The sequence below is a fragment of the Arcicella sp. genome (assembly GCF_964672035.1).
Genome location: NZ_CBABQS010000063.1, coordinates 1 through 22,141, shown reverse-complemented (window position 1 = coordinate 22,141; position 22,141 = coordinate 1). Strand labels below are relative to the sequence as shown.

17 protein-coding genes and 1 pseudogene are annotated in these 22,141 nt (G+C 37.0%); 7 read left to right on the top strand and 11 right to left on the bottom strand.

The annotated features are described in order from the left end of the window. Nucleotides 1–21: 21 nt before the first annotated feature. From AC1W31_RS15360 to AC1W31_RS15350, 3 genes are all read right to left on the bottom strand, one after another. Nucleotides 22–624 carry a hypothetical protein gene (locus AC1W31_RS15360; RefSeq protein ID WP_481735360.1) on the bottom strand — a complete coding sequence of 201 codons (603 nt, stop codon included), beginning with the start codon at nucleotides 622–624 and terminating at the stop codon, nucleotides 22–24. Between the two features lie 211 nt (nucleotides 625–835). Next, nucleotides 836–2,041 carry a DUF1501 domain-containing protein gene (locus AC1W31_RS15355; protein WP_481735359.1) on the bottom strand — a complete coding sequence of 402 codons (1,206 nt, stop codon included), beginning with the start codon at nucleotides 2,039–2,041 and terminating at the stop codon, nucleotides 836–838. 131 nt (nucleotides 2,042–2,172) lie between these two features. Further along, nucleotides 2,173–4,443 (bottom strand): TonB-dependent receptor, encoded by a 2,271-nt coding sequence (locus tag AC1W31_RS15350; RefSeq protein WP_481735358.1) that lies wholly within the window; start codon nucleotides 4,441–4,443, stop codon nucleotides 2,173–2,175. 158 nt (nucleotides 4,444–4,601) lie between these two features. On the opposite strand from AC1W31_RS15350, the gene AC1W31_RS15345 reads away from it, so the two are divergent. Continuing rightward, nucleotides 4,602–5,948, top strand: a complete 1,347-nt coding sequence (locus AC1W31_RS15345; RefSeq protein WP_481735357.1) for a carbohydrate porin — start codon at nucleotides 4,602–4,604, stop codon at nucleotides 5,946–5,948. Between the two features lie 90 nt (nucleotides 5,949–6,038). Here the strand turns inward: AC1W31_RS15345 and AC1W31_RS15340 are convergent, their stop codons facing one another. Together AC1W31_RS15340 and AC1W31_RS15335 are read right to left on the bottom strand one after the other, a co-directional pair. Beyond that, nucleotides 6,039–7,307 carry a hemolysin family protein gene (locus AC1W31_RS15340; protein WP_481735356.1) on the bottom strand — a complete coding sequence of 423 codons (1,269 nt, stop codon included), beginning with the start codon at nucleotides 7,305–7,307 and terminating at the stop codon, nucleotides 6,039–6,041. A gap of 158 nt (nucleotides 7,308–7,465) precedes the next feature. Beyond that, nucleotides 7,466–8,056, bottom strand: a complete 591-nt coding sequence (locus AC1W31_RS15335) for a NifU family protein (protein ID WP_481735355.1) — start codon at nucleotides 8,054–8,056, stop codon at nucleotides 7,466–7,468. 601 nt (nucleotides 8,057–8,657) lie between these two features. Here AC1W31_RS15335 and mutL point away from each other — a divergent pair. Both mutL and AC1W31_RS15325 read left to right on the top strand, forming a co-directional pair. Beyond that, a complete protein-coding gene (gene mutL / locus AC1W31_RS15330) occupies nucleotides 8,658–10,556 on the top strand; it encodes a DNA mismatch repair endonuclease MutL (RefSeq protein WP_481735354.1) in 1,899 nt (632 codons plus the stop codon). Nucleotides 10,557–10,617: 61 nt separating this feature from the next. After that, the gene (locus AC1W31_RS15325) at nucleotides 10,618–11,427 is read left to right on the top strand and encodes an Fpg/Nei family DNA glycosylase (RefSeq protein WP_481735353.1); all 810 of its coding nucleotides are present in this window, start codon (nucleotides 10,618–10,620) and stop codon (nucleotides 11,425–11,427) included. 56 nt (nucleotides 11,428–11,483) lie between these two features. Here the strand turns inward: AC1W31_RS15325 and AC1W31_RS15320 are convergent, their stop codons facing one another. After that, on the bottom strand, nucleotides 11,484–12,125 hold the full coding sequence (locus AC1W31_RS15320; RefSeq protein WP_481735352.1) for a thioredoxin family protein: 642 nt from the start codon (nucleotides 12,123–12,125) through the stop codon (nucleotides 11,484–11,486). Nucleotides 12,126–12,234: 109 nt separating this feature from the next. Beyond that, nucleotides 12,235–12,750 (bottom strand): TlpA disulfide reductase family protein, encoded by a 516-nt coding sequence (locus tag AC1W31_RS15315; protein ID WP_481735351.1) that lies wholly within the window; start codon nucleotides 12,748–12,750, stop codon nucleotides 12,235–12,237. Between the two features lie 301 nt (nucleotides 12,751–13,051). On the opposite strand from AC1W31_RS15315, the gene rplU reads away from it, so the two are divergent. Together rplU and rpmA are read left to right on the top strand one after the other, a co-directional pair. Then, nucleotides 13,052–13,363, top strand: coding sequence for a 50S ribosomal protein L21 (rplU, locus tag AC1W31_RS15310; RefSeq protein WP_481735350.1), 312 nt, complete (start codon nucleotides 13,052–13,054; stop codon nucleotides 13,361–13,363). A gap of 120 nt (nucleotides 13,364–13,483) precedes the next feature. Continuing rightward, nucleotides 13,484–13,897, top strand: a complete 414-nt coding sequence (gene rpmA / locus AC1W31_RS15305; protein ID WP_481735349.1) for a 50S ribosomal protein L27 — start codon at nucleotides 13,484–13,486, stop codon at nucleotides 13,895–13,897. A 133-nt stretch (nucleotides 13,898–14,030) separates the two neighbouring features. Here rpmA and AC1W31_RS15300 read toward each other — a convergent pair whose 3' ends face one another. After that, a complete protein-coding gene (locus AC1W31_RS15300; RefSeq protein ID WP_481735348.1) occupies nucleotides 14,031–15,638 on the bottom strand; it encodes a carboxylesterase/lipase family protein in 1,608 nt (535 codons plus the stop codon). A gap of 46 nt (nucleotides 15,639–15,684) precedes the next feature. Next, nucleotides 15,685–18,006, bottom strand: coding sequence for a glycoside hydrolase family 3 protein (locus tag AC1W31_RS15295; protein WP_481735347.1), 2,322 nt, complete (start codon nucleotides 18,004–18,006; stop codon nucleotides 15,685–15,687). A 158-nt stretch (nucleotides 18,007–18,164) separates the two neighbouring features. Here AC1W31_RS15295 and AC1W31_RS15290 point away from each other — a divergent pair, with 158 nt between their 5' ends. Beyond that, nucleotides 18,165–21,092, top strand: coding sequence for a BACON domain-containing protein (locus tag AC1W31_RS15290; protein WP_481735346.1), 2,928 nt, complete (start codon nucleotides 18,165–18,167; stop codon nucleotides 21,090–21,092). A 74-nt stretch (nucleotides 21,093–21,166) separates the two neighbouring features. Beyond that, complete coding sequence (locus AC1W31_RS15285) at nucleotides 21,167–21,316, top strand: hypothetical protein (protein WP_481735345.1); 150 nt, start codon at nucleotides 21,167–21,169, stop codon at nucleotides 21,314–21,316. A gap of 48 nt (nucleotides 21,317–21,364) precedes the next feature. Here AC1W31_RS15285 and AC1W31_RS15280 read toward each other — a convergent pair whose 3' ends face one another. Both AC1W31_RS15280 and AC1W31_RS15275 read right to left on the bottom strand, forming a co-directional pair. Continuing rightward, complete coding sequence (locus tag AC1W31_RS15280; RefSeq protein WP_481735344.1) at nucleotides 21,365–21,877, bottom strand: DUF2480 family protein; 513 nt, start codon at nucleotides 21,875–21,877, stop codon at nucleotides 21,365–21,367. Nucleotides 21,878–21,923: 46 nt separating this feature from the next. Further along, nucleotides 21,924–22,141 (bottom strand): annotated as a pseudogene (locus AC1W31_RS15275) (tRNA (adenosine(37)-N6)-threonylcarbamoyltransferase complex dimerization subunit type 1 TsaB); the annotation flags it as partial.

The following is a 22,141-nucleotide window of genomic DNA, read 5'->3' as shown; positions in this document are numbered from 1 at the left end:
TAAGAAGATTTAAGGGGATTCTCAAAAACTCATTCGTAAACCCAAGCCCAAACCTTCCTGACTTGGTTTTATATCAAAGGCTGTTTTGGGTTTGGAAATGAGTTCGTTGTAGCGTTTATTGGCTTTGCGGAGATTAGCATAGCTATAAATTCGTAATAATGCTGACGCAAGCGTAACTACTCCGCCAATTATCATTAATTGGTGTCCATCTTTAATGTATGAACCTGAATCTTGCACTAATCCGAGGGTGTAAAGTGGTGTAATTATTTTCATAATTCCTGCAGCAAATACCATAGACCCAATACCGTATCCTGCAAAAAAGAATGGTCTTGTATTTCTATGTATTTGATAACCAGACAAAACTGTACTATCTCTCAATTGTTCATAATATTGTTTGAAAGGTTTATTTAAATAATACTTTTGATTTCCGATGATATAATTGTTGCAGCTCGCTCCCATCTGCCAAGCTCCAGTATATATTCCAATAATTAATAGGGAAGTATTTTTTTCAATTTTAATGGTTGGAAATGAATCCAAACGACTGGAAATTTTCAAAGAATCTTGTGCTTTGATTTTTGAAAATGAAATAAGAATAAGAAGTGATAAAAGTAGAGCATTTTTCATGTAAAGTATAGTTTAAAATATCCTCTACAAATATAATATGAATGGCTGTCATTGCGAACGTAGTGAAGTAATCTTTTGGATTGACGAGAGAGTATTTGAGTATTTAAGTACAATATCAACAATCTGTTAGAATGATGAAATGGAGTTTGAAATCCCTTTCATCATTCTAACAGATTGCTTCACTGCGTTCGCAATGACAGTTCTTAGCGTTTTAAACAAACCCCAAACCCTCAAACCTTTTGCCCAAAACCGCCACCGAATCCGTCTGTAACCACTTATCTAAAACAGTAGCATAAATATCTCTGAAATCAACTTTATATTTTAAATCCCCTTCGTCAAGATTCTGTAAATCAGGGGTTTGTATGAGATTTGAATCGGTTTTTAACTTCCCTCCCATCAGAAATACATTGTTTGCAGTGCCGTGGTCGGTGCCGTTTGAGCCGTTTTGTTTTACCCTTCTGCCAAATTCTGAAAACGTCATCACCATCACATCTTCCGTGCGTCCATTGGCTTTTAAGTCGTCGATAAAAACACGCATGGCTTCGGCGTATTGTTTCAATAAACGTTCTTGCTGATTTACCTGATTGACGTGCGTATCAAAACTCCCGTGCGATACGTAATACACCTGCGTCTGCACGCCTGAGTTGATTAATTCTGAAATGGTTTTCATTCTTTTTCCCAAATCCGTTTGTGGATAAGTGGCTTTTGACTGATAAACCTTCGATTTTTCGTAAATATAATCCGCTGAAGAAATGGTTTCGGAAAGCGTTTTGTAGAGATAATTTACGTTATCAAATTCTTCGTGATTGACTTTGGCGAGTTTTTTGAGAAATGGGTTTTTCGTTTGTCGGTATAATTGAGCGGGATTTTGCACCGCCATTCCTTTCACTTTTGAGCCTTTTAGTGCTAAACTCAACGAATCATCGACTTCAATGGCGGCATAAGGTTCGCATTTCCCAGAACATTGAGCGTCTAAATATCTTCCCAACCAACCACTTTTTAAATATTCGCTTGAAGAACTACCCGTTTGCCAAATATCCATCGAACGAAAATGCGAACGGTCGGGATTGGGGTAGCCTACATTGTTGATAATTTGCATCGAACCATTATCATAAAGCACTCTGATTGCTTCCAAAGCAGGATTTAATCCGATTTCATCATTCAGTTTCAATACTTTATCCGCCTTAATTCCGATGGTTGGACGTTCACGATAATAAATGTCGTTCCGAAAAGGAACGATTGTGTTCAGCCCGTCATTACCTCCCGAAAGTTGAATCATTACTAATATTTTTCCTTGACTTTTTGCTTGTTGTAAAGCAAAAGCCTGTTGTTCAAATCCTTTTAAGAAATTGGGTATCAGCATTGTACCTACCGTAGCAAGGGCTGATTTTCGGATAAATTCACGTCTTGATGTCATGTTATGATGCGTTTTATTTCATTAAATATCACTTTGACGTGGAGAACAAGGAAAGGTTTAATGTTTTTGTTTTTGCTATCAAGGTACGAAGTTTTGTTATCTTCTTCGTGCCTTGGTGGCAAAAGTGAATATTAAAACAAATTCCAACGAACCCCTAAAAAGCCTCGAATCCCTTGCATAGGAGCATAATTATAGTCGGAATTGAAATAATATCCACGTGGTAAAACCCCCAACGATGAATCTTTAATTTGCTCAGGAAGAAGGTCTTTTTTCTGATAAACAATTTTGTGGTCGGGAAAGAAATCAAACAAATTTTTAACGCCTAAATACACCTGTAAACCATTGTTGAATCGCCTCGAAATTTGCAAATTAGTAATGTTGAAAATTGGTGATTTTGCGGGACGAATATCATCCGTAATTAAAGGTAAATCCATCGAACCATAGATAATTCCAGTCAAATCAAGCATAATTTGGGACTTAGGATGTGTATAAGAAATGGCGTAATTAGTGGTAAAAATCGGCGTTTGTTTTTGTCGTATTTTTATGTCGTTTTCAATTCTATAAATATCGGTGTACGTCCCTCCTATCATCAATTTTATGCCATTCGTGAAATTGGCATCCATGTTCAAACTGACTCCTTTTAATTCACCGTAGCCCTTCAAATTATCAAAAATCACTTTGCTGGGGTTAGTATCATAATCTGCCACCACTTTATTGGTAAAATAAGTGTAAAAAATACTACCATCTATCGAAACAAATCCGCTGTTGTGCGTAATCGTTTTCTGATAATTAAGGTTGGTATTCCACGATTTTTCGGGATTTAGATTAGAGCGAATTTCCACTTTTCTCGCTCCCGAATAAACCGTTTCATCCTCCGAAAACAAATTCACCACTCGATAACCCGTTCCAAAACTCAATCGAAAGATATCCGATTTTGCAGAACTATATTTCCAGTTCATTCTCGGCGAAAGAATATTGCCATGAATAGAGTTGTAATCGTACCGCAAACCAAGCAAAAGAGTATTTCTCTTGCTCAATTTAATTTCGTCTTGGGCAAATATGCCTGGCAAAAAAGTTTTACTCGGTTTATTCAGCGTCGAATCGTTCTCATCTTGGGTCAAAGTATTGTTATCATCATAAAAAGTATAACGCAGCGCCACGCCAAACAGCGCATCGTGATTTTTAGCAATTTTTTTATCCCAAATCAACTGACCAAACGCAATTTCTTGTTTTGCAATGTACGGACGATTGCCGTAAACCGAATTTTGGTCGTGATTGTTGTAGGAAAATTGGAGATTAACTTGTTGATTATCAATAGGTAATTGATAATTTGCAATCATTTCCCAACGCTTTGTATAAATACTTTCACCGTACAGGTTCTTACCGCCTCGGTCTTCTTTTTGCCAATCAAGTTCACCCCCAAAACGGTCTTCATACACGTATCTACCCGCCATTGTAAACGTCCGATTTTGCTTTCTTTGGAATGACCATTTATTAAAAATCGAAATTCTATTTTGTAGCGTTACGTCCGTAAAACCATCATTATTTTTATCAATTCTGTTTTGAAAATTAAAATAATTGGCACTCAACATGGTGTTTGCCGGTCCAATTTTTGCCTTTATTGCTCCGTCTAATGTATATTCTCCGTAAGAAGTTGAATTCAAATCCAATGAAATAAGTGGTGCTTTGATGGGATTTTTGGTAATGACATTAATCAAACCGCCAACCGCTTCTGAACCATAAAGCGTTGAAGCAGGTCCTTTTACGACCTCAATTCGCTCGACCATCGAATTCGGAATTCCTGATAATCCGTACACTGTGGAAAGTGCCGATACGATGGGCATTCCATCAATCGTAATCATGGTATAAGCTCCTTCCATGCCGTTGATGTGAATATCGCCCGTGTTGCAAACGCTACAATTCAACTGCGGTCGCACGCCATTTACCATCGTTAAGGCTTCAAAAAGGCTGGGAGTTGGGTTTTTCTTGAAAAATGTGGGTGTATAAATTTCAATCGGTGTAGATGATAAATTCACGATTGTCTCTTTCATCGTTCCTGTTACTACCACTTCATTCAAAGCCGTTTGGTCGGGTTCAATTTCAAAACTGACCGTAGTTATTTTATCTTTTTGAATTTGAACCGTTCGTTTAGTCGTTCTGAAACCAACGCCAGAGATTTGTACGATTTGTTTGCCTTCTGGAATGTTTTTCAAATAAAATAAGCCATCAATATCCGCTTGTGTGCCAATACTTGCAAGGGCTGGCACAGTAATATTTACAAATTCTGCCGACTTTCCATTACTAATAATTTTACCTTTCAATCCCTGAGAAAACGTTGGTAAAAAATTGAAAATCAATAAATTAGAGCAAAATATGATTCGGAGGTAAGTATTTATTTTCATAAACCTTTATTTTAATTTATATTAATCTTAAATATAATTTAGGGTAACCTAAAAATTAGAACAAATGTATTTATAAAATGTTTGAAATCAAAAAAATATTTCTAATGATTTTGTAAATACCTTTGTCAAAGTCTTTAAAAACTCAATAATCCATTGTAATGAAATACACATTTATTTTTTTTTTCTTATTTATATTCGAAGAAGCCACATTCGGGCAAAACAAAAACTGGTCACTTCATTTTCAGCAAACCGTTATTCCGCAACACAAACTCAAAATAGATGCCCCGTATAGTGGCGATTTTAGCCTTTCGGATACGGCAGAAACGCAAACATCGATAACCACTACCATTTATTTGGGTAGACGCTTATGGAAAGGAGCGGCCATTTTTTATAATCCAGAATTGGCCGGCGGTAGCGGACTTTCACAGGCAAGAGGCATTGCAGGTTTTACCAATGGAGAATGTTTTAGAATCGGAAACCCCACCCCTACTATTTATACCGCCCGTTTATTTTTACGTCAAGATTTTGCTCTTTTGGGTGAAAAAGCGGTTGAGTCAGCCCAAAAAATCAAAGACATTCAAGGAGAAAACCATGCCTATCCCGTTGAACATGAGGATGATGAAGCCAACAGTATTGGTGGAGAAAGACCGGTAAATCGTTTTACTATTGCTTTAGGGAAATTCTCAATTGCCGATTATTTTGATAATAATGCCTACGCCCACGACCCCAGAAGTCAGTTTATGAACTGGGCTTTGATGTCAACGGGTGCGTGGGATTATCCGGCCAATACCCGTGGCTATACGTGGAATGCTGTTTTGGAATACGTCCGAGAACGTTGGGCAATCCGAGCAGGAACTTCTTTAGTGCCAACAACCGCCAATGGACCAGATTTGAATTGGCAATGGAATGGGAATAATTCAAACACATTCGAATTAGAGAAATCTACGGCATTTTTTGGAAAAGGAGGGAAACTCAGAGTCTTAGCATCTTACACAGTAACATATATGGGAAGTTATGCGGAGGCAATTAAACAAACAAATCCAGACGTGACATTAACCCGAAAAAATGGCAGAACAAAGTACGGTTTTGGCATTAATTACGAACAAGAATTATCGGATGAATCGGGGCTATTTTTGAGAGCATCCTGGAATGATGGAAATAACGAAACATGGGCTTTTACTGAAATAGACCATTCTGTGAGCGGAGGATTTGTAAAAGATAATTTATTCGGAAGAAAGCAAGATAGATTCAATATTGGCTTTGTCTTTAACGGAATTTCAGATTTGCACCGTCAGTATTTAGCCAAAGGAGGATACGGCTTTATTATCGGAGATGGGAAATTACCGAACTACGGTTTAGAGACTATTCTTGAAATGAATTATAACATAAAAGTCAATAATTGGTTATCAGTTACGCCTGACTATCAATTAGTTATAAATCCAGCGTACAACCAAGACCGAGGACCGGTTCATACATTTGCGCTGCGAATGCACATCCAGTTTTAGGTGTGAATGTTGAAATTAATTAACTGTCCATATTTTTAACAGACAGTTGATTAATTTCAACACTTGATAACTAATAGAATTTATTATTTATCAAAGTCTTTCAACGAGAATTTTATCAATTCTTTGCCCATCTTTATCAATAATTTCCAATACTAAATCACTGACAATTAATTTATCGCCAACATTAGGAAGCGTTGAAAATTGATGAATAAAAAGCCCTGCAACCGTCACGAAATCATCTTGATAATTATCTTCTAAATCAATTTCAAAAAACTTCACAAACTCAATAATAGAATATTGCCCATCAACCAGCCAGGAACTTTCATTTCTTTGAGTAATTTGATATTCATCTTGATTCAGTTCAGTAACATCACCAATCAAAGCATCTACCACGTCATCCATCGTAACAATTCCTTGTGTGATTCCGTATTCGTCGACTACAATTCCACAATGAGTTTTCTCATTTTTAAACATTTCCAACAACTTATAGGCCGACATTCCTTGATTCACAAAAAGAGGTTTTTTGACATAATACATAAGCTGAAAATTTTCTTCAATCAAAGGTGCAAATAGGTCTTTCAGTAAAATAATACCCAAAATTTCGTCAATTTTATTATCTTTACAAACGGGATAAGCGGAATGTTTTTCACTGTTTATTTTCAATCTAATCGTCTCTAAATCATCACTTTCGCTAAAAAAAATAATGCTACTTCGATGCGTTACTAATGAATTTACCTTACGGTCGCCAAGTTCAAAAACTCTTTCCACAATTCCCTGTTCAATTTCTTGAATCTCACCCCCATTAGCACTTTCTCTAATAATAGACTTTATCTCTTCTTCCGAAACCTTGCTATCTAATAAGTGTTTTATCCCAAAAATACTGAGGATAATATCATTTGTAAAAGTAAGTACCCAAACAAAAGGAGAAGTCAGAATCGATAAAATTTTCATTGGTCGAGCCAATGCCATGGCAATTGGTTCTGGGAAAGTAAGTCCTAATCTTTTAGGTAGAAGTTCGCCCAACACGATTGTTAAAAAAGTGATGAAAATTAAGATTACTCCAACGGCAAGTTCTTCTGCATAAGGGACTAAAACGGCAAGTTTTGTAAAGAATTGCGTTGTATTTTGCGTTAATTTTTCTCCACTATAAATACCCAATAAAATACCAATCAGTGTAATGCCAATCTGAACAGTTGAGAGAAATTTAGTTGGATTATTGGCAAGTTCTAAGGCTGCTTTTGCTCCAATTTCACCCTTCTTTTTGGCAGTTTCCAACTTAAATTTTCGGGAGGAAATCAATGACATTTCAGCCATTGAGAAAACACCATTTAACAAGATAAGTCCTATAATGATAAACATTTCCATTATGTTTTAAATTTCGTTTTATAGCTAAAATTCAATAATTTGACAGTACAAATAGTTGATGTTCAATTAGTAATAAAATAAAAAAGGTAGTGTTAGGATATTGTTCCGACACTACCTTTTTGTAACCAAAATAATTAAATTTAACTTAAATTTTAAACTCCCTCTGCCAATACTTCTTTTACCTCTGGCACCATACGGGTCAAAAGATTTTCGATACCTTGTTTTAAGGTAATCGTTGAAGATGGACAGCCTGAGCATGAACCTTGTAAAAGTACTTTCACAACGCCATCATGGTACGAATGAAAATTGATTGCTCCACCGTCAGATTCTACTGCTGGGCGCACATATTGGTCTAAAACCGCCTTGATTTTGATAACCGTTTCCGAGTCTTGCTCCCCTCCTGCCGACTCGTAAGCCGAAATGGTAGTTTTTGCAAAAACGTCTTTTTTATCTTCAAAAAACTGCTTCAAAAATTGCTTCATTCCGAACAACTCGTCTTCCCATTTCGTCTCATCGTTTTTAGTAACGGTGATAAAATTCGAAGAAATGAAAACTCGTTGTACGAAGTCAAAACCGAAAAGCTCAACTGCTAATGGAGAGTTTTTACCTTCAACGAGAGCATCAGAAGGCGTTGCATAGTCGAAAGACGAACCATCTGGCACCAATTCAAAGTTCAAAACAAACTTCATTGAATTAGGATTGGGCGTTGATTCGGTATAAATGAATATTTGGGGCTTCAGCATGGGATGATTGATGATTAACAAATGACAATGAATTTTGTTTTTTAAACATCAAATTTACAAAATTAGTTTGGTGGATGGAGTTTAAAACTGTTTTTGTTATTCTTGATAAAATTCTATTCTTTTAAATATTTACAAATGCCACAATTTTTCATTCTTTGTAAATAAAATTAATTAAAACTACAATCTTACGAAAAGCAAAATAAAGACATCTTAGACATGATCGAAGATAGAATCTAAGAAGCATTCCATCGTTTTAGAATTGAAGAAGCTAAAAAAGTAAAACCTTCATAAATGGTGAAACGTCGTAGTCGTCAAGTGGTTTAGAATTTATTATCATTTATCCCAAAACGCTGACTGAACCCAAATTTAGTCAGCGTTTTGTTTTTTAGGTTGTAAGAAATTGAAAGTCAAAACGTTACAAACTTATCCACGTTTTATCAACATCAAACTTTTACTTTTTATTGTCAATCGTTTGATTTATTACGAACTTAGAGGAAAGATTTTAATTAACAATTAATAGATAATAATTAATAGCTTTTGGCCGGAGTATGTTCTGTTCATCAACCATTATCTATTCTCTATTAATTATTCACTATCAAAAATGTTAGACATTATCCAACTTCTTCCTGATTCTATTGCCAACCAAATTGCGGCTGGTGAGGTGGTTCAGCGTCCTGCCTCGGTGGTGAAGGAGTTGTTAGAAAATTCCATTGATGCAGGAGCAAGCACTATTCAATTGATTATTCGTGAGGCTGGGAAAACGCTGATTCAAGTGATTGACGATGGTTTAGGAATGTCCGAAACCGATGCCAGAATGTGTTTTGAACGCCATGCAACTTCTAAAATTCGGACTTCCGAAGACCTTTTTAAAATCCGAACAATGGGTTTTAGAGGCGAAGCAATGGCATCAATTGCCGCCGTTGCCCAAGTCGAAATGCGAACCCGTAGAACAACCGATGAGTTAGGAATTTTAATAAAAATAGAAGCCTCAGAAGTCAAAGCCCAAGAAGCCGTTGCTACTGAAAAAGGCACGAGTATTCAAGTAAAAAACCTATTTTATAACGTTCCAGCCAGACGTAACTTCTTGAAATCCAATCCCGTAGAGATGCGTCACATCCTTGATGAATTTCAGCGAGTGGCTTTATCTAATTCAGAAATTGCATTCACGCTTCATCATAACGATTCAGAAATCTATAATCTGCCCGCAGGGAAATTGAGTAGAAGAATTGTGGATTTATTTGGTAAAAATTATCGAGAACAATTGGCCTCTTGCGAAGAAGAAACGTCTTTTGTAAGTGTGCGTGGTTACGTAGGAAAACCCGAATATTCAAAAAAAACTCGTGGGGAACAATTTTTCTTTGCCAATAATCGCTACATCAAAAATGGCTATCTGAACCACGCCGTAATGTCGTCCTTCGAGGGATTAATTCCTGAAGGAACGCACCCATTTTATGTACTTTTTATCGAAATTGACCCCATTCACATTGATATAAACGTTCATCCTACCAAAACCGAAATTAAGTTTGACGATGAACGCACCGTTTATGCTATCGTGCAAGCGGCCGTTAGAAAGGCAATGAGCCAGCATAATCTTACGCCTTCCTTGGATTTTGAGACGGATGTAAATTATACCAATAATATTTTCAATTTTGGAAATTCGCCATTTCAAACTCAAAAAGAAAGTGCTGATGCTTTCAACAGTGCAGGAGGAGTAAGCACTTATGCACGTCCAGAAGTACCCGCCCGTGAGCGTACAAATTTGACGAATTGGAACAAATTATACGAAGGTTTAGGCAAAAGTGTGGATGATTTTGATAAAAAAGAAATCAGCCAATCCAACTTTAATTTTGGGAAAGATTTTGAGCCAACCACGATAAAAAGTAAGGCAAATGATATTGTAGAAAACCGTTTTCAAAGAGTTCGACAAGATTCTGAATCAACTACTTTTCAGATTCATAATCAGTATATTATTTCGCAGGTGAAATCTGGAATGTTGTTAATTGACCAACGAGCTGCTTATGAGCGAATTCTGTACGAAAAATTCTCGCAACATCTTCAAAAACATAACGGAGCATCACAGCAATTGCTCTTCCCAACTACGGTGCGACTCACACCCGCAGACTTTCACTTGGTGGTTGAAATTCAAGACGAAATCCGCAATTTAGGCTTTGTGTTGAGTGTTACTGGACACGATACTTTCGTAGTGAATGGCATTCCCGCCGATTCGCCCGAAGAAAATGAACAGGCGATGATTGAAGGGATTTTGGAACAATTCAAACAAAACGAAGCCAATTTGCATTTAGATAAATCTGAAAACGTAGCTCGTTCGATGGCAAAGCGTTCGGCAGGGCGTTTCGGGAATCATAGCCTCACGGTTTTGGAGATGAATATGTTGGTAGAACAACTCTTTGCATCCTCCAATCCAAGCTATACCCCAAGCGGAGAATCAACGATGAAAATTGTGTCTTTGGAAGAAATGGCGGGGTTGTTTTTGCGGTAATTACTCAAACAAATCCGCCAAAAATCAGTTCTCTATCAAAGACCTTAAAACCCTCAACTCAATGCCCGAACTCCCCGAAGTAGAAACCTATCGTCGATATTTTGAAGAAACCAGCCTTTATCAACCCATCAACGATGTTTATGTGGAGGATACAAAATTGCTAACTACCGACTACGACACGCTGAATCAGCAATTAAAAAATCATCAATTTATCGGTACAAAACGGGTGGGTAAAAATCTTTTTGTTCAGTTGGATGCTCCTTATTGGCTGCACTTACATTTTGGCATGACGGGCGATTTGGCTTATTTCAAAGATGATGAAGATACACCCCGTTTTGCAAGAATTATTTTTAAGTTTGCCAACGGTTTTAAATTAGGGTTTTTATGTCCAAGAAAATTTGAGCGAATCGGGATTGTGGAGAATGTTGAAGAATATTTATCCCGCAAAAAAATCAATAAAGATGCCTTAGAAATCACCGTAGAGGAATTATCAAAAACGCTCAGTAAAAAGAATGCACCCATAAAATCCGTTTTATTAGACCAATCAACCGTGGCAGGAATTGGCAATTGGATTGTGGATGAAGTGCTTTACCAAGCCAAAATTCATCCAGAGAAAAAAGCCAATCAATTATCCGAAAAGGAAATACTTGAAATCCATAAATCCATGCGATTTGTCATTCAAACCGCTATAGATTCACAGGCAAATTACGACGATTTTCCAGAAAGTTTTCTCATACACGCACGTGGTTGGGGAAGAGCAGGTTTGCAAGACATTAGGGCGGATAAATGTGCAGCGTGTGGTGAGAAAATCAGTATCAGTAAAGTAGGAGGCAGAACGACTTATTTATGTGCGAATAGACAACGAATATAAAAAAGGAAGGCTTCGTTTTAAACGAAGTCTTCCTTAAAATCTACCAAATAAATCTATCAAACGCCCTTCCATTTAATCGCACAACCCACTGATTTTGTGAGGTTTACGACTACTGGTTTTCCTGCCAAAAGACTATTTACAGCGTCTTCAATATAACGTTTCGTGACGCCATTGGCATCTTGGGTATTATCATCAATTCCACCGATGTATTGCATAATAAACTTGTCTCCTTCACGCTTCACAACGTAGGCAGAAGGCGTACGAGCAGCCCCAAATGCACGGGCAACCGATTGCGTTTCATCTTGTAAATATTCAAATGTATAACCTTTAGACTTGGCTACGGCTTGCATATTCTCGAAAGTATCCTCTTCATAAGCCGCAGGGTCGTTGGGATTTATCGCTAAAACTGGATAACCCTGTGAAGCATATTTTCTGTCCAAAGCCATGATTCTACTCTCATAAGCCTTTGAAAATGGACAATGATTACACGTAAAAACGATGATATAACCTTTCGCAGAACGGTTTTCAGCCATTGAAGTAATGCCACCTGACGTACTTTTTAGTTTGAAATCATTCACTACATCGCCAATTGCATAACCCTTATCAAGAATAGAATCAGCATTATTTTTAAAAGCAAATATAACGGTAAGCCCCATCAGCAATATGCCCACGGAACCTAAAATGTATATTTTTTTCATGATCTTTTTCATTTGAATTATTAAATTTTTACAATTTGTGATTTAGTGAGTTGTGATTTAAAAATTGCGTGGAGAATTTAATCAACAATCACAACTCACTAAATCACAACTAATTCGCTCCCACTGCAGGAGTCATTATTTTTAATTCTTCCAAAAATTTCTCCATATTAGCTTGCCCTTCAAAAAATACTCTTTTCCTCATAGTCAAATTCACCATTAAAGTGGCAGGAATCGTTCCTGACCATTCCTTATCGATTTCGTCAATCCAAGCATTATAATCGGGTTCATCCAATAATACCACTTCTGAATTTATGTTATTTTTTGTAATAAAAGGTTCAACTTTACCTTTTAAATCTTTAGGAAAATCCATACTGACCAACATAAATCGAATTTTCTTCGTGGCAAATTCATGACTCAATCTTTCATAATTGGGTAATTCTTCAATGCAAGGTCGGCACCAAGTTGCCCAAAAATGTACTACCAAAGTTGTATCTGAAACATTATTTATTTGTTTTTGTAAATCCTCAAAATGAATTATACGTACTTTTCGTGACTGGCTAAATATTTGAAATACAGACAAATAAAGCCCAAATATAAATATTAAAGCACTTCGTTTCAAATACATAATTATTGTTCTTGGATTTTAAGAATAAGTCGAGTAAATAAATTAGTAGTAATCAGTTGATGATAAAAATAATTGATAAAATACGCCTTATTTTTGATTACTTCAGCAAACGTAAAAGCCGCCTACGACCTTAAAACGATTTTAATTTAACTTTATTTTCATAACTCATTATTAAACAATAGGTTATGAAGGAATAAAATACCTTTAATTTGAAATAAAAGTAGTCGTTTCTTTTCAGATTTCAAAACAAAAGCTGTACCTTTGCAACCCAAATTAAAATTTCATTCTTAAACATTTACAAATGTACGCAATCGTAGAAATCGCTGGTCAGCAATTTAAAGTTGAGAAAGACCGTTTCCTCTACACCCACCGTTTGGCGGGCGAGGAAGGCGCTGCACTGGTTTTCGATAAGGTTCTTCTTGTCGATAATGACGGGGACATCATAGTAGGTCTCCCAACCGTAGCAGGTGCAACAGTATCAGGTAAAATTTTAGCTCACTTACGTGGAGAGAAAGTTCTGGTATTCAAAAAGAAACGTCGTAAAGGCTATCAAAAGCAAAACGGACACCGTCAAAATTTTACAAAAGTATTAATCGAAGGAATCACATTATAGTTATAAGTTATGAGTTATGAATTATGAGTTATTGAGTGCTATCAGTTTTTGAAAACTTTTCACTCATTACTTTTCACTCATCACTTAAAATATATAACCGATAAAAAAACTTACTAAGAAATGGCACATAAGAAAGGTGCGGGTAGTTCTAAGAACGGCCGTGAGTCCCACAGTAAACGCCTCGGTGTAAAAATATTCGGAGGTCAGCCAGCAATTGCTGGTAATATTATTATTCGTCAAAGAGGAACAGCCCACAATCCTGGGCCTGGTGTTGGTCTTGGAAAAGATCATACTTTATTCGCTTTAATTGACGGAACAGTTCATTTCAAAAAAGGATTTAAAGGACGTTCTTTCGTAGAAATCCTTCCTTTGGGTGGTGCTGTTGTTGCTCCTGCAAAAGCAGTAGTTGTAGCTGAGGCTGCTCCAGTAGTTGCTGAGGTTGTTGCTCCAGTAGCTGAGGTTGTTGAAGAAGCACCAGTGAAAAAAACAAAAAAAGCTAAGAAAGAAGATACTACTGAAGAAGACGCAATCTAATTTGTTGATATTCAATTATGTGTTAAGCATAATAGTAGTATAAAATGAGGAATTAACTCATTATAAGAAACAAAAAATACTCGCTCAGATTTTGGGCGAGTATTTTTGTTTTAAAGGATAATTCACATTCTTACTATTTCACAAGCTCCAATAAGGTGGCATCATGATGATATTTGATTTCACATTTATTATCAAAAAACATAGTAGTGCCTTTTGCTGCATCATAAGTTTCCCATTTTGGTAATCCTGCGTGATTTGGATTGCCCATTTTGGCAAAATTTATCCATGATTGACTCATTTTGTCCGCTAAAATGTATGCTTCTTTTCCGCCACCAGTCATTTCTTCGCAACGAGCAATATTGTTGAACACGAAAGGCAACTCCATACAATGAACTGCTTTGAATTTTCCGTCTAACACGGGCGACTGCCACGAGAATAAATACATATAAGTTGGCGCACCACCACTCAAAGCTGATTTTTGATTCGCTTGAAGAACGGCCCCTGGTCTAAATGAAAAGTCAATATCTAATAAATCAGACGGTTTGGTATCGTTTGGATAAGCTTTTTTGACCGCTTCCAAATAGGCATCAGCTTTTGTATTATACTTCTTTTTAATAACTTCAAGAACTTGCTCTTTGCTATTATTAAAAGTTGCCATGCCCGCAAAAGGCGTAAATTCATTTTTGGTAGTACCTAACATCAAAGGAATATTCTTAGACATTTCAAAAGCTTCATTTGAAAATAATTGATAGGGTAAAACCTCACCATCACGGCTTGGTCCCCAACTTAATCCAAAACCAATGACTGGTTTTCCGTCGGCTTTCATTTTGTCCGCTACTATTTTGAGGGCTTTTTTACCCGCCATACTCAATTTTTCAAAAGGTACTTTCTGAATATCATCCACTTGATTTGGCTGTAAATCCAATGCTTTCAAAACTTCGGCAGCAATTAATTGTGTATCCGTTTTTTCTAACATTGCTGTTCTAAACGAACCACTTTCATTGATTGCTTTATGAAAAAGTCCTTTTGCTGAAGGCATGGCCATCAAAGTATTTACTTTTGCACCGCCACCCGATTGTCCAAAAATCATGACATTATTTGGGTCGCCACCAAAGTTTTCGATATTTGCTTTTACCCATTCCAGAGCCGCCTTCATGTCCAAAATGCTCAAATTTGCCGATTGTTTATATTTTTCATCATAAGCTGATAAATCTAAATAGCCCAAAATATTCAAACGGTGATTGATGGAAACAACTACGACATCACCTTTTTTAGCCAAACTTTCACCATCATACGAAGGCAATTCTTGGGAAGAACCTGCAGTGAAGCCTCCACCGTGAATCCAGAACATTACGGGACGTTTTTTGCCATCGTTGATATTGGGAGTCCAAACGTTCAAACGCATACAATCTTCGTTGGTGAATCCCCAATCGTGATGAAAAATGAATTCACCTTCATCTTGTACACTCGTGGTTGGGTCGAGTAGTGGAGCAACTGGGCCATAAACCAATGAGGCACGCACACCAGACCAAGATTTTGGTTTGGCAGGAGCCATAAAACGAGCTGCTTCTGCGTAGGGAATACCTTTGTACGTAAAGATATTATTGTGAACATACCCACGAACTTTACCCGATTCGGTATTAGTAACCGCCACATTTTCACCCGCTTGTATTTGGGCAAAAGTGGATTTTGATAAACAGCAGAAAGCCGTAACTATGAGTAAAAATGATATTTTTTTCATGATTGTTTTTTGTTAGCTTGTAAGTATGAAAGACATAAGGGTTATATTATTTACTTCTATATTTGGTTACACGACCATCTTTAATTACGCCTTTCCAATTCATTCCAAAACCAAAATCATAGATATTTCCTTGCGAATCTTTATGACATTGCATATCGTACGGTACATCTTCGGCTTGTTTTTCTACAACTGACATATTAGCGGGCATTTGCATCGGTAATAAAGCCGATGGTTCTGATTTACCAGCAATCGTTTCCAAAAGTGCTTGATCTTGTACGCCAAAACTCAACAAAATAGCCGATGATTCTTTCTCAAATTCCGAAAAAATCATGGGATTAATCGTATTTATCGACACAATTACGGGCTTGCCTTTCATGGCTTCTTTCGTATCCAAAACCAATTTCAAATCCGTAATATTTGAAGTTTTTGCCACTTTGTTTTTATAAGAACGGTTCGCCGATTTTTCTAATGGGTCACCTCCTGCAATACTTGTTTCACGGGCATCGGTTGCAGTATAATCACCGTATTGAAGACTTATTGGCACATATCCGTTACCTCCATTTTTTACATCCTCTTTGTCATAACCAATCGTAGCAGTTGGATTTTGAATGAAAACTAAGGCAAAATCAGCATCATTTGGATTTTCGGTAACGTTAAAATATTTTTTAACTAAATCCATATTTACAGGATAATCGGTCGAAGCAGGCGATTCCATTCCCAAGAAATTACGACTTGCGGGCGTAAAACGTTTGGGTACGTAAACCGTTTTTGTTTTGGCAATTGGCAAGGCATTATTTTGGTTTTTCAACAACACAATTGATTTCAATTGAGCCTGATAACCATCTTTCATGTACGCAGGATTACCGACTATTTTCTTCGTTGAAGCTACTTCCAAATAAGGATTTTCAAAAACCCCCACTCTCAAAATATTACGCAACAAACGAACTGCCGATTGTTCCATTCTGGCACGCATTTTTGCTTCTCCCAATTCTTTTACGCCCATTTGATAGGCTTCTAAAATGGGTTTAGCATCATTATTTCCCCCAAATTGATCAACGCCTGCCATCAAAATTTTGTAATGACGTTGGGCAAGGGTTAGATTTTCAACGCCCCAAGATTTTCCGTCTACGAAACTATCCATTACATTATGGTTGCCCGTAACGCTCCAGTCCGTACACACTACGCCATCGTAAGCGTATTTTGTTCTGAGTAAGTCGTTGATAATGTATTTGTTATAATTATTCGCTACGTTTTCTCCGTTCTTTTTATCTTGATTCCACGAAATTGTATAATAAGGCATAACAGCAGAAGCCATCATTGTTTTGCCCTTCAATTTGAAAGCTCCGCTAATGAAAGGAATCAAATGAGCATCAAAATTATTACCTGGATAAACGGCAAACTTTCCGTTGGCATAATGTGCATCACGCCCAGCTTCGCCTGCACCACCGCCAGGCCAATGTTTCACCATAGCATTTACACTTCCAAAACCCCAACCGTTGGCAATTTCTTTTGTACCCAATGAAGTCTGAAAACCATTACAATACGCTTGTGCCATGGCCGCTGAAAGCAGAGGACTTTCCCCAAAAGTACCATTAAAACGTCCCCAACGTGGTTCGGTAGCAATATCTACTTGCGGAGAAAGAGCAGTGGTAATCCCCAAAGCCCGATATTCTGCCGCTGCAACTTGTCCAAATTTTTCTACTAATGAAGGCTCAAAAGTTGCTGCCATTCCCAAAGAACTTGGCCACATTGAAATCTCTCCACCCGCTGCGGCATCAAATTCTGCACGGGCTTTTGTGCCGTGTCTTGGGTCGGTGCTGTTATTGGCAGGAATTCCCATACCCACACTTTCGCAAAAAGATTGTAATTTGTTATTCCATTGGGCGGCAATTTCGGGCGTTTTTACGGTTGTCAGCAAAACGTGACGAAGGTTGTCATCTTTTAGAAATGTCTTTTGTTGATCGGTTAAATCTGAAGGGTCAGTTTCTCCTTCTTTAAAAGGTTTTCCGTTGTAAGTTCCCGCAAAATACCCTCCCGAACGGGCAGGAAGCGATTGATGCGAAGAATAAAGCATCAAGCCCGCAATTTGTTCAATACTTAATTTTGAAGCTAAATCTTTGGCTCTGACATCAACGGGCAAACGCCAATCTTCGTATTTGTCTATTTTACCATTTTTGTTTAAATCTTTAAAGGCTAAACCGCTGATTGTTAATATTTTAATGGCAGAATTTGGGGAATACCCCAATGTTTGTCTACCTTGATTTTTGATAATATTATTGCCATCAACTTGCGTTTCTGACCATTTTTTTTGTGCAAAAGTGGGTAATAAACCCAAGCACAGAAAACTGGCTAAAATTTGTTTTTTCATGTTTTTTATTGAAATATATTTTGATATTAATTTATAAGGTGTCCTGATAATATTTAATGTAAAGGTAGCAGAATGCCTTATTTTTATTTATTTTCATTTAAGTATTTCATAACTTCTCCATAAAATTTTCGTTTGAAATTAAAACCCTATTCCTGTTTATGCAAAGACTTTTTACTTATTTCCTGATATTTTCGACACTCTGTATTATATTCTCGACAGCTTTCTCTTCTCAGGCTCAGGATAATCAACGGTACATGGCTTTGTCGTTGGTAAATGTCAATTACAGAGACTATCAACTTGAACAAATCCAGAAGGCTTCTGATATTGGGATGAATGCGGTGATAATTACGGTGAGATGGGATGTGATTTATCAATTAAAAGTAAATTCCGCCAATCCATGGGAGCAATATGACTTGCAAATTCAAGCCGCTCGGAGCAAAGGAATGAAAATTTGTCTTCGTGTGTGTATGTACACTTGGTGCAATACAAAAGTAATTGGAGCCGCCGAAGATAATACGGTTGCTTCCTGCGATGGACTTTCAAATGCCGACCGAATGATGGGCTACGATATTACGGGCAAAAATAAAAGACTTCAACAACAAGCTTCGGGCTATAATGGTTGCGATTTAATTGATGATTGCGGACACGTTCTGGTGTATAGTTTCGCCTCAAAACCCTTCCAAGAACGCACTCAAAATTTTGCTCGAATCGTCACCAATCGCTATAAATATTTGTTGGATAATAATGAATTGCTTTACATGAGCGTGGTAACAACGCCTGAGCAAGAATTTGGGTTTCCTTATAAAACCACTAAAGGAACTGACGGAGGTTTTAATGCCCTTTTCGACTTTTCGCCCACGGCAGTTCAAGGTTTTAGGGAATTTTTGAAGGAAAAGTATAAAATTGATTTCAAGAAATTTCAGTTAGCTTGGGGGAATCGAGGCAAGGATTTTAATAGTTTTGATGCCGTCGAACCTACAAATTCAGCGGGTTCGTTTTCCTATGGTGTATTTATTGGTAATGGAAAACATACGCAAGATTGGTATCAATTTAGGCATAATTCATTGAAGAATTTTTCGATAAATTTTGTGAAAGCTGTTAAAGGAATTGATGCACGAATTAAAGTAGTCAATGATTATGGTTCTTTGTTGGAAACACGGATTGGTAATTATGGATTTAAGGATATTGGTGAAGGAACAGACGGTATAAAAGTAAATGATGGCCCTTTGACCGACCATCGAATGGTCACGGATATGTGCCGAACCAATATGCCTAACAAGTGGATTATGAATGAAGCCGAAGGACCGTACGCAACCCAAGACCAGTTTGAAGAATGTTATACGCACGGGGCAAAATTGATGAGTGCTTTCAATTATAATTTGGAAGACGGTATTCAGCGAAAAATGCTCGTGGAGGTAGTGAACAAATACATAAAAGGCTCAAATGGTATTATGAAACCCATTGAAACTTGTGGGTCAGCCCTTTATAGCGTGGATGATATGCTTACGAATGATGGTTGCAATACATCAGACCGAACCAATGTAGCTAATAATTGTAAACTCTATAAAAATTGGCGAAGTGTATTTGATGGCAATGGCAACAAACCCGTGCGAATGTTTCTGAATGAAGAATACACGACCGATATTCGCTATAATCAACCCTTGACTGACTATTCAACTTGTGGTTCAATTCCCAATTTTAAGGATACTTATAATAGTGATTGTCAAAAATTACAAACCTTGCCCAATGCGATTGAATCCTATCGTGGAGGTTTGGAAAGTGTTGATTGTCAGGAAATTACGGGTTGGGCATTGGATAGTAAAAATTTAGAAAATATTCTGACGGTTGATATTTACATAGATGATATTAAAATTGGAACGACCCAAGCAAATTTGGGAAATCGCCCAGATTTAGTAACGACTTATCAAGATTCAAAAGCTTATTTTCGCTCTTTTAGGTATGTTTTACCCGATTCTGCTTGGTTTAAAAGTAGTCTTCGACATAAGATTCTGGTAAGATTTGGCGATACTAATAAGACTTTACAACCTTCAACCGAAAACGAAAAAACGTTGCGTTGTTCTGGGGTTGGTTCGGGGATTTGTGGAACTAAATTTAGATTGGGTATTTCACCCGATTCATTGGCAAACGTTTTTCCGACAGGGGCAGAATATGAAGTTTCGGTAAGTTCAAATCTGAAATGGAAAGTTGACAAATCGGCTAATTGGCTAACTGTTAGCGCTGACACGGGTTCTTTAGATAAAACATTTCGATTAAAAATAGTAGCTTCTTCCGAAAAAGATACTCGCACAGGAAAAGTTACAGTAACGGGCGAAGGCATCACAAAAACCATATTCATTACCCAAAAAGGAGTAGGGGAGAATTGTGCCGATTGCAGTAATGATCCAATCATAACCAATCCGATTGACCCCATAAAAGGTCCAATGGCATCTTTATCTTACCGTGGATTAGTTGAAAAAGCCAATTGTTGTTCCGTGAAAGGTTGGGCGTTTAATGCTGATAATTTCGATGATATTCTGACGGTAGATTTTTATTTGGATAAGCAAAAAATAGGTTTTATGCAAGCTAACCGAGGCTATCGCTTTGATTTGGTCAATACTTTAGGAACAGAAAAATTATTTTATAAAGCCTTTTGTTTTGATATTCCTGCAAGTGCGTGGGCCTTGTATAAAGATGGGAAATCCAGAAGGTTGACGGTCAGATATGGAAATACAATTACTCCATTGGCGGAAACTGAAACGTTTGTGTTGAGTTGCCAAGAAAAACAAATTTGTCAAGAATCAGATTTGTGCATCAATCAAAATGATTACGATAAAGAAATAACCCTTTACCCAAATCCGAATAATGGAAAATTTAAGGCAGAAATATATTCCACGGCTGACCAGCCAAGTATTTTTAGATTTGTAAATCCCAACGGACAGATTTTAAAGACTGAAAATGTCTACCTAAATCAAGGATTAAACCGTATTGATGTAGATATTTCATCCTTTCAAAATGGCGCATTTTTAGTATCAATCGAAATGGAAAATGGGCGGAAATTGCTTGGAAAGGTGGTGAAGAGAGAATGAGAATTTTCTTTACAATTTTGTAATAGTCCGTTCATAATGTATTGATATGTTGGTGGTAATTTTGAAACAAAAACATGAAACAACACCGTGCAATTTTTCAACAAAACAGTTGGAGAGATTTTCAGAACAAACGAAACGTGAATCGTAAAAATGTCAATAATCACAAATCAAACGAAAGTACAAATCCAGAATTTGATAGAGTTTCTTTCGATTGGATAAATTAAAAAAGCCGTCCCAATAACAAATGAGACGGCTTTTTTGTGCAAAATGGCCTATACTTTTTTCTTATACAAAGGAACCGTACTACAAGGTTCTCCAAACATCAAAGACTGCACAAAAGGCTGCAAAATTCGAGTGATTTCTACGTAAGCTGCCGCAGGCACAGGTACTTTTGAACAACCCTTCACCACAACTCTCGCTCCCTGATATTCAGCTGGATTGACTTTACGAAGCGCATCGTAAAATAGTTTATTTTCCAATTCTTCTAAATTTCCCAAAACAACGGTATTAGCAAAAGGCTGTAATTTTAAAGTCAAAAGCATATATGCCCACGTGGGAATAATAACATCTTCCGAACAAATAATTGCCACATTTTTCCCTGCGTATGGACTCCAATCATGGTTTTTGAGGAATTCTCTGAAATCTTTTTCCTTCAAAATCATTCCCATAAACAAATTGTCTTTGAGGTCATAAACTACTCTTTCACCTTGGTCATAAAGGTCTTCCAAGTCAAAAGTAACGAGTCCACTGTTGATTACTTTATTGACGATTAATTCTTCTTCCATTTTAACTTAATTAATTTATACCCAAATTCCCTTCTCCCTTTCTCCGTTATTCCCTTTCTACTTTCTTAGCCTGTGTTCCCACAAAGTCTTTCAAATAAAAAGGCTCGAAAGTCACTACGTTTTCAAATAACGATTTTTCAAAAGAATTGGTTGCCAATAACCCAACCGTTTTGGCGGAAGGATGAATTTCTGTATTTAAGAAAACCGCATTTTTATGGTTAATTTCTGCTCGACATTTTGCCGCACCATCACCAAAAAATACGA

What these genes read in the sequence shown, in the direction of transcription:
- AC1W31_RS15350 (WP_481735358.1), bottom strand. Translation starts at nt 4,443, where the DNA reads ATGAAAATAAATACTTACCTCCGAATCATATTTTGCTCTAATTTATTG.
- AC1W31_RS15340 (WP_481735356.1), bottom strand. Translation starts at nt 7,307, where the DNA reads ATGTTTATCATTATAGGACTTATCTTGTTAAATGGTGTTTTCTCAATG.
- rplU (WP_481735350.1), top strand. Translation starts at nt 13,052, where the DNA reads ATGTACGCAATCGTAGAAATCGCTGGTCAGCAATTTAAAGTTGAGAAA.
- AC1W31_RS15280 (WP_481735344.1), bottom strand. Translation starts at nt 21,877, where the DNA reads ATGGAAGAAGAATTAATCGTCAATAAAGTAATCAACAGTGGACTCGTT.
- AC1W31_RS15355 (WP_481735359.1), bottom strand. Translation starts at nt 2,041, where the DNA reads ATGACATCAAGACGTGAATTTATCCGAAAATCAGCCCTTGCTACGGTA.
- AC1W31_RS15290 (WP_481735346.1), top strand. Translation starts at nt 18,165, where the DNA reads ATGCAAAGACTTTTTACTTATTTCCTGATATTTTCGACACTCTGTATT.
- AC1W31_RS15360 (WP_481735360.1), bottom strand. Translation starts at nt 624, where the DNA reads ATGAAAAATGCTCTACTTTTATCACTTCTTATTCTTATTTCATTTTCA.
- AC1W31_RS15335 (WP_481735355.1), bottom strand. Translation starts at nt 8,056, where the DNA reads ATGCTGAAGCCCCAAATATTCATTTATACCGAATCAACGCCCAATCCT.
- AC1W31_RS15285 (WP_481735345.1), top strand. Translation starts at nt 21,167, where the DNA reads ATGAAACAACACCGTGCAATTTTTCAACAAAACAGTTGGAGAGATTTT.
- AC1W31_RS15325 (WP_481735353.1), top strand. Translation starts at nt 10,618, where the DNA reads ATGCCCGAACTCCCCGAAGTAGAAACCTATCGTCGATATTTTGAAGAA.
- AC1W31_RS15300 (WP_481735348.1), bottom strand. Translation starts at nt 15,638, where the DNA reads ATGAAAAAAATATCATTTTTACTCATAGTTACGGCTTTCTGCTGTTTA.
- AC1W31_RS15320 (WP_481735352.1), bottom strand. Translation starts at nt 12,125, where the DNA reads ATGAAAAAAATATACATTTTAGGTTCCGTGGGCATATTGCTGATGGGG.
- AC1W31_RS15345 (WP_481735357.1), top strand. Translation starts at nt 4,602, where the DNA reads ATGAAATACACATTTATTTTTTTTTTCTTATTTATATTCGAAGAAGCC.
- rpmA (WP_481735349.1), top strand. Translation starts at nt 13,484, where the DNA reads ATGGCACATAAGAAAGGTGCGGGTAGTTCTAAGAACGGCCGTGAGTCC.
- AC1W31_RS15315 (WP_481735351.1), bottom strand. Translation starts at nt 12,750, where the DNA reads ATGTATTTGAAACGAAGTGCTTTAATATTTATATTTGGGCTTTATTTG.
- AC1W31_RS15295 (WP_481735347.1), bottom strand. Translation starts at nt 18,006, where the DNA reads ATGAAAAAACAAATTTTAGCCAGTTTTCTGTGCTTGGGTTTATTACCC.
- mutL (WP_481735354.1), top strand. Translation starts at nt 8,658, where the DNA reads ATGTTAGACATTATCCAACTTCTTCCTGATTCTATTGCCAACCAAATT.